Origin of the sequence: Actinosynnema sp. NPDC059797, from assembly GCF_042732085.1 — a bacterium.
GTDB lineage: Bacteria > Actinomycetota > Actinomycetes > Mycobacteriales > Pseudonocardiaceae > Actinosynnema.
Genome location: NZ_JBHWIE010000399.1, coordinates 1 through 6,129, shown reverse-complemented (window position 1 = coordinate 6,129; position 6,129 = coordinate 1). Strand labels below are relative to the sequence as shown.

Annotated in this window: 6 protein-coding genes and 1 pseudogene; 4 read left to right on the top strand and 3 right to left on the bottom strand. The window is 74.3% G+C overall.

Translation table 11 applies throughout. The features are described from left to right. Positions 1-153 precede the first annotated feature (153 nt). Complete coding sequence (asnB, locus tag ACFV4N_RS38235; protein ID WP_499677565.1) at positions 154-1,983, bottom strand: asparagine synthase (glutamine-hydrolyzing); 1,830 nt, start codon at positions 1,981-1,983, stop codon at positions 154-156. Between the two features lie 131 nt (positions 1,984-2,114). Between asnB and ACFV4N_RS38230 the strand changes: the two genes are divergently transcribed. Together ACFV4N_RS38230 and ACFV4N_RS38225 are read left to right on the top strand one after the other, a co-directional pair. Continuing rightward, on the top strand, positions 2,115-2,927 hold the full coding sequence (locus tag ACFV4N_RS38230; RefSeq protein ID WP_499677564.1) for an alpha/beta fold hydrolase: 813 nt from the start codon (positions 2,115-2,117) through the stop codon (positions 2,925-2,927). A gap of 9 nt (positions 2,928-2,936) precedes the next feature. Then, positions 2,937-3,428, top strand: a complete 492-nt coding sequence (locus ACFV4N_RS38225) for a YcxB family protein (RefSeq protein WP_499677563.1) — start codon at positions 2,937-2,939, stop codon at positions 3,426-3,428. Here the strand turns inward: ACFV4N_RS38225 and ACFV4N_RS38220 are convergent. After that, positions 3,379-3,999, bottom strand: a complete 621-nt coding sequence (locus ACFV4N_RS38220) for a GNAT family N-acetyltransferase (protein ID WP_499677562.1) — start codon at positions 3,997-3,999, stop codon at positions 3,379-3,381. The two genes, ACFV4N_RS38225 and ACFV4N_RS38220, sit on opposite strands and share 50 nt — an antisense overlap. A 105-nt stretch (positions 4,000-4,104) precedes the next feature. On the opposite strand from ACFV4N_RS38220, the gene ACFV4N_RS38215 reads away from it, so the two are divergent. Continuing rightward, the gene (locus ACFV4N_RS38215; protein ID WP_499677561.1) at positions 4,105-5,259 is read left to right on the top strand and encodes a sensor histidine kinase; all 1,155 of its coding nucleotides are present in this window, start codon (positions 4,105-4,107) and stop codon (positions 5,257-5,259) included. After that, positions 5,256-5,909: a response regulator gene (locus ACFV4N_RS38210; protein ID WP_499677560.1), complete on the top strand. Its 654-nt coding sequence runs from the start codon at positions 5,256-5,258 to the stop codon at positions 5,907-5,909. Before ACFV4N_RS38215 ends, ACFV4N_RS38210 begins: the two co-directional genes overlap by 4 nt. A gap of 40 nt (positions 5,910-5,949) precedes the next feature. Here the strand turns inward: ACFV4N_RS38210 and ACFV4N_RS38205 are convergent. Next, positions 5,950-6,129: pseudogene (locus tag ACFV4N_RS38205) on the bottom strand (hypothetical protein); the annotation flags it as partial.

Genomic DNA, 6,129 nt, shown 5'->3' with positions numbered 1-6,129 from the left:
GATGACGGGGCGCCCGGTTCCGGGCGACTCGCGGTACGCGAGTTCCTGCCCACCGACGGTGACGCTCTTCGCGGCCAAAAGAGGGTTCCTCTCACTCGAACGGGTGATCTGGTCGGTAGCGTCCCATCCCGTCGGCGCGAACTGAAGCCCGCGCTAGTCCAGCACCAGCTCCGGCCGGTACAGGTCGATCCAGTGGTACAGGTCGAGGAAGCGGTCCAGGCCGGCGCGGTCCGCGGTCGCCATCGCGGTCGGGTCCGTTTCGGACACCCGGTGCGCCCACGAGCGGTCGATCAGGTCGAACACGCGGTGGCCGCGCTCGGCCAGCACCTCCTTGGCCTGCTCCTGGAGCGCCGCCGCGTAGCCGGGGTCCTGGGTGGACGGGTACGGGCTCTTGACGCGGTCGCGCACCGAGGCGGGCAGGACGTGCGCGGTGGCGTGCCGCAGGAGGCTCTTCTCCCGGCCGTCGAAGGTCTTGAGCGACCACGGCGCGTTGTAGACGTACTCGACCAGCCGGTGGTCGCAGAAGGGCACCCGCACCTCCAGCCCGACGGCCATGGACGTGCGGTCCTTGCGGTCCAGCAGCATCCGCACGAACCGCGTCAGGTGCAGGTGGCACACCGTGCGCATGTGGGCCTCGCGCTCGGGCTCGCCGTCGAGGCGGTCCACCTCCGCCACGGCCGCGCGGTACTGGTCGGCCACGTAGTCGCGCAGGTCGAGCTTCGCCAGCAGGCCCGGGTCGAACGGCGACCGCGACTCCGCCACCGTGGCGGCGCGGAAGGCGATCCACGGGAACGTGCCCGCGTCGGCCGAGCCGTCGTGGAACCAGCGGTAGCCGCCGAACACCTCGTCGGCCGACTCGCCGGACAGCGCCACGGTCGACTCCGCCCGGATGGCCTTGAACAGCAGGTACAGCGAGGCGTCCATGTCGCCCAGCCCGGCCGGGAGGTCGCGGGCCCGCACCACCGCGCGCCGCACCTCCGGGTCGGTCAGCGCGGCCGGGTCGAGGACCACGTCGCGGTGGTCGGAGCCGACCAGCGCCGCCACGTCGCGGATGTAGGGCGCGTCGGGGGTGTCGCGCATCTCGTCGGGCCGGAAGTTCTCCTCCTGGCCGAGGAAGTCGACCGAGAACGTGCGCAGCCGCTCGTCCAGCTCGGCGGCGGCGAGGCCGGTGATCGCGCTGGAGTCCAGGCCGCCGGACAGCAGCACGCAGCGCGGCACGTCGGCGACGAGCTGGCGGCGCACGACGTCGGTCATCAGCTCGCGGACCCGCGCGACGGTGGTCTCGCGGTCGTCGGTGTGCGGCCTGGCGTCGAGCCGCCAGTAGGTCCGGGCGCGGACGCCGTCGCGGGTGACCGTGACGACCGTGCCCGGTTCGACCTCGCGCATCCCGCGCCACAGCGACCAGCCGGGCGTCTTGGTGAACGCCAGCAGCTCGCGCAGGCCGCCCAGGTCGACCGCCCTCGGCGCGAGCGGGTTGGCCAGGATCGCCTTGGGCTCGGAGCCGAACAGCACGCCGTCCGCGGTGGGGAGGTAGTAGAAGGGCTTGATGCCCATCCGGTCGCGGACCATGACCAGCCGGTCGTCGCGCTCGTCCCAGATCGCGAACGCGTACATGCCGTTGAGGTGGTCCACGACGGCGTCGCCCCACTCCAGGTAGCCGCGCAGCACGACCTCGGTGTCGCTGTCGGTGCGCCAGGCGTGGCCCAGGGCGGTCAGCTCGGCGCGCAGCTCGGTGAAGTTGTACGCCTCGCCGCTGTAGACCATCGCGACGTCGCCGCGCGGCGTGGTCGCGGTCATGGGCTGGCGCCCGCCGGGCAGGTCGATGATCGCCAGGCGCCGGTGGCCGAGGGCGACGTGCGGGCGCACCCACGTGCCCGAGTCGTCGGGGCCCCGGCAGGCCATCGTCGCCGTCATCGCGTCCACGGTCTCCCGCCGCCCGGTCAGGTCGGAGTCGTACGAGACCCACCCGGTGATGCCGCACATGCCGGCCTCCAAAAGTTAGCTTCAGCAAGTAGTGGTAACCCCGATGTAACACCCGTCGGGCCCGGATGTCTGCCCGATTTGCACGGTCGGTGCCTGTGAGGTGACGCACCGTGGGCGAATAGTGTGGGTTCGTGCCCTTCACCACGACCGCGGACGGCGCGTCCCTGTACTACGAGACCGCCGGTCGGGGCGAACCGCTGCTGCTGCTCGCCGGTCAGGCCAACAACCACCACTGGTGGGACCCGGTGCGGGCCGACTTCGAGGCCGGGTTCACCGTCATCGTGCTCGACTGGCGGGGGACCGGCGCCAGCGACCACCCGGACACCGACACCTACAGCACGCGGGGTTTCGCCGCGGACGCGCTGCGCGTGCTCGACGCGCTGGGCGTCGACCGGGCCCACGTCTACGGCACGTCGATGGGCGGCCGGGCGGCCCAGTGGCTGGCGGTCGACCACCCGGCCCGCGTCGACCGCCTCGTGCTCGGCTGCACCACCCCCGGGCGGCGCGGCGTGCCGCGGACCGCCGACGTCAACCGGTCGCTCGCCCAACTCGACGCGGAGGCGGCCCGGCGGGCGCTGCTGGAGCTGATGTACACCCCGGCGTGGCTGCGCGAGCACCCCGGCCCGTTCACCACGCTCGGCGACCCGGACATGCCGCCCCACGCCCGTCGCCGCCACTTCACCGCGAGCGCGGCCCACGACGCGTGGGACGTGCTGCCGTCCATCACCGCGCCGACGCTCGTCGTGCACGGCGCGGACGACCGCTTCAACCCGGCCGCCAACGCGCCGCTGCTCGCCGAGCGCATCCCGGGCGCCCGCCTCCACCTGGTCCCCGGCGCCCGGCACGCCTACTTCGAGGAGTTCCGCGCCACCGCGAGCCCGCTGGTGCTCGACTTCCTGGCGGGGGAGCGGAATTCCCCCTCGCCGGGAACGACCGGCGTCTAACATCCGCGCGTGAACATCTCGATCCGTGTCCCCTACGAGGAGAAGCGCACCCGGCGTGCGCTCAAGTTCCTCGTGAGCGGCAACGTGCGTGCCCTCCGCGTCGCGGGCGTCCTGCTGGTGCTCGGCGGCATCGCCCTGCTGGTGCTCCTGGACGGCGGGCCCCTCACCTCGGGCGCGGTCATCCTGGGCGGGTTCTTCCTCGCCGTCCTGTTCGAGCCCTACGTGGTGTGGCAGACGATGCGCACCCAGGCGAGCATCCTGCGGCAGGACTACCGGCTCACCCTGGACGACGCCGGCATCGCGGTGAAGAACGAGGCGTTCGACGCGCGGTACGCGTGGTCGGCGCTCGACCGGGTCGTCGAGAAGCCGGACGCGTGGTACTTGATGTTCGGCAAGCACCAGGGCCAGGTGGTGTTCAAGGAGTTGCTGACCGAGGAGCAGCGGGCCGTCCTCACGGCCTTCCTCGCGCACCGGAGCTCGGCGCCGCAGCCGGCCGCGTGAGCCGCCCCGCGGCGGACCCCGATGCGGCCGGCGACCCGCGGGTGAGCCGCCAGACCACGTCGACGCCGCTCCCCGCCGGGGCCGTGGGCATAGGCCCCCCGCCCCCCCCGACCTCGGTGAACCCCAGGCGCCGGGGCACGGCGCCGCTGGCGGTGTTCGCCACGTCGTGCGCGATCTCCACGTACTCCACGTCCGGCAGGGCGAACGCCTCGGCCACCATGGCGGCCGAGGCCCGGACCGCGATGCCGCGACCGGTGGCGGCGGGGTGCAGCCAGTAACCCAGGACCAGGCCGCGGGGGTCGCCCGCCCGGCGCATCGAGCAACTGCCGACGAGCGTGCCACCCGTGGTGATCGCGTAGTTGTACGCGTCACCGCTCCGCCACCCGGGGGCGCAGCGGGCGAGGAACGCGCGGGTGGTCTCCGGGCTGTGGCGGGCGACCCACGGCATCCACGGCCCGAGGTGGTCGAGCGACTCCTCGATCATCCGGAACAGCGGCTCGAAGTCGCTGCCCGCCCGCCACTGCCGCAAGGCGAAGTCGCCGCACTCGACGGTCCGCCGGGGTCGCTCCACGCCGGCCATGGTCGTCCGGCGGGACGCCGCGCCACAACCGGATATCCACCCGCCGCCCGGCCGATAACCGGCCGGCGTGCCGAGGCGCGGCACTAGGATCCGCGCGTGGACACCACGGTCCGGGCGCCCCGCGGCGACCACATGAACCGGGCACTCGCGGTGCTGACCGGCGGGGCGTTCCTCACGCTGCTGCTCGGCTCCCTCGCCTCCGGCGACCCGGTCCTCGCGCTGCTGCTCGGCGTGCCGTTCACCGCGTTGGCCACCGGCGGTTTCGCGTGGGTGCGGCGGCGCGGGCGGCTCGCGTGGTCGGTCGCCTACGCGGCGGTCCAGCTGCCCCTCGCGTTCACGATCTTCACGATCGACCCGAGCGTCGGGGCCACGCTCTTCCTCGTCGTCCTGGTGAGCCAGTGCACCCTGCTGCTCCCGCTGCCGGCCACCGGCCTGGTGATCGTGCTCGTCCCGCTGGTGCACCTCGGCATGTTGTGGGGTGAGGCGTTGCGCGAAGGGCTGGGCACGCTGGCCGCGGTGCTGTTCGCCGCCGTCGTCACGGAGCTGCACCGCCGCGAGCAGCGCGCCCGCGCCGAGCTGGCCGAGGCGCACGAGCGGCTGCGGGACCACGCGGCGCAGGCGGAGCGGCTGGCGACGGCGCAGGAGCGCAACCGCGTGGCGCGCGACATCCACGACGGCCTCGGGCACTCGCTGACTGTCGTGCAGATGCAGGTCAAGGCCGCGCGGGCGGTGCTGCCGACCGACCCGGCCAAGGCCGACGCCGTGCTGGGGAAGGCGCAGGAGCAGGCCGAGGCCGCGCTGGCCGACGTGCGGCGCTCGGTGCGGGCCCTGCGCGAGCCGCGCGCGGTGCCGCCGCTGCCGGAGGCGTTGCGCGCGCTGGCCGAGGAGACCTCGGCGGCGGGCGTCCCGACGCGGCTGGCGGTGTCCGGCGAGCCGCGGTCGCTGCCCGACGAGACGCGCGAGGCGCTGTTCCGCGCCGCGCAGGAAGGGCTGACCAACGTCCGCAAGCACGCCCGCGCCACCCGCGCCGACCTGGTGCTGGACTACGCGGGCGCCGCGGTCCGCGTCCAGGTCCGCGACGACGGGACGGGCTCGGACGCCGCCGCCCTCGACGAGCGCGCGCCCGACGACGGGCCGGCGGGCTTCGGCCTGCTGGGGCTGCGGGAACGGGCCGCGCGGCTCGGCGGCCGGCTGCACGTCGAGTCGGCCCCCGGCCGGGGCTGCACGCTGAGCATGGAGGTGCCGGCATGAGCGCGGTGAGGGTGCTGCTCGTGGACGACCAGGCGCTCTTCCGCGAGGCGCTGGCCACGCTCCTGGCCACGCACGACGGCATCGAGGTGGTGGGCGAGGCGGGCGACGGCGACGAGGCGCTGCGCCGGGCCGCCGAGCTGGCGCCCCACGTCGTGCTGATGGACCTGCGCATGCCGGTGCTCGACGGCGTCGCGGCGACCCGCCGGCTGCGCGTCGAGCAGCCGGGCGTCCGGGTCATCGCGCTGACCACGTTCGTCGACGTGGACGTGTTGGCGGCCCTGCGCTCCGGCGCGTTCGGCTACCTGCTCAAGGACGTCTCCTCGGCGCGGCTGGTCGAGGCGGTGGCGGCGGCGGCCCGGGGCGAGTCGGTGCTCCAGCCCTCGGTGGCGGCGAAGGTCGTGGCCCGGTTCGCCCAGCTGCCCGACGTCGGGCCCGCGCCGCGACCGCAACCGCTGGTCGTGCCGCTGTCGGAGCGCGAGCTGGAGGTGCTGCGCCTGCTGGCCGACGGCCGCAGCAACCGGGAGATCGCCGCGGCGCTGTTCCTGGCCGAGGGCACGGTGAAGAACCACGTCACCAACGTGCTGGCCAAGCTCGGCGCCCGCGACCGCACCCAGGCCGCCCTGCGCGCCCGCGCGCTGGAGCTGATCTGAGGAAGGGCTCCCCGGAGCGCGCCGGGGAGCCCTCCGCGCTTCAGCAGAACACTTCCTCCAGCAGTTCCTCCCGGCCGCTGATCGGTCCCCCGTCCGCCGCCCCGGTGAACGACGGGTCGATCTCGGTGATGTCCAGGACCTCGCCGTCGAACCGGTCGTAGGCGCGGGCGTGGGGACCGGGGATGTCGGACCGCGTCCCCGGGAGGGACGTGTTCCGCAG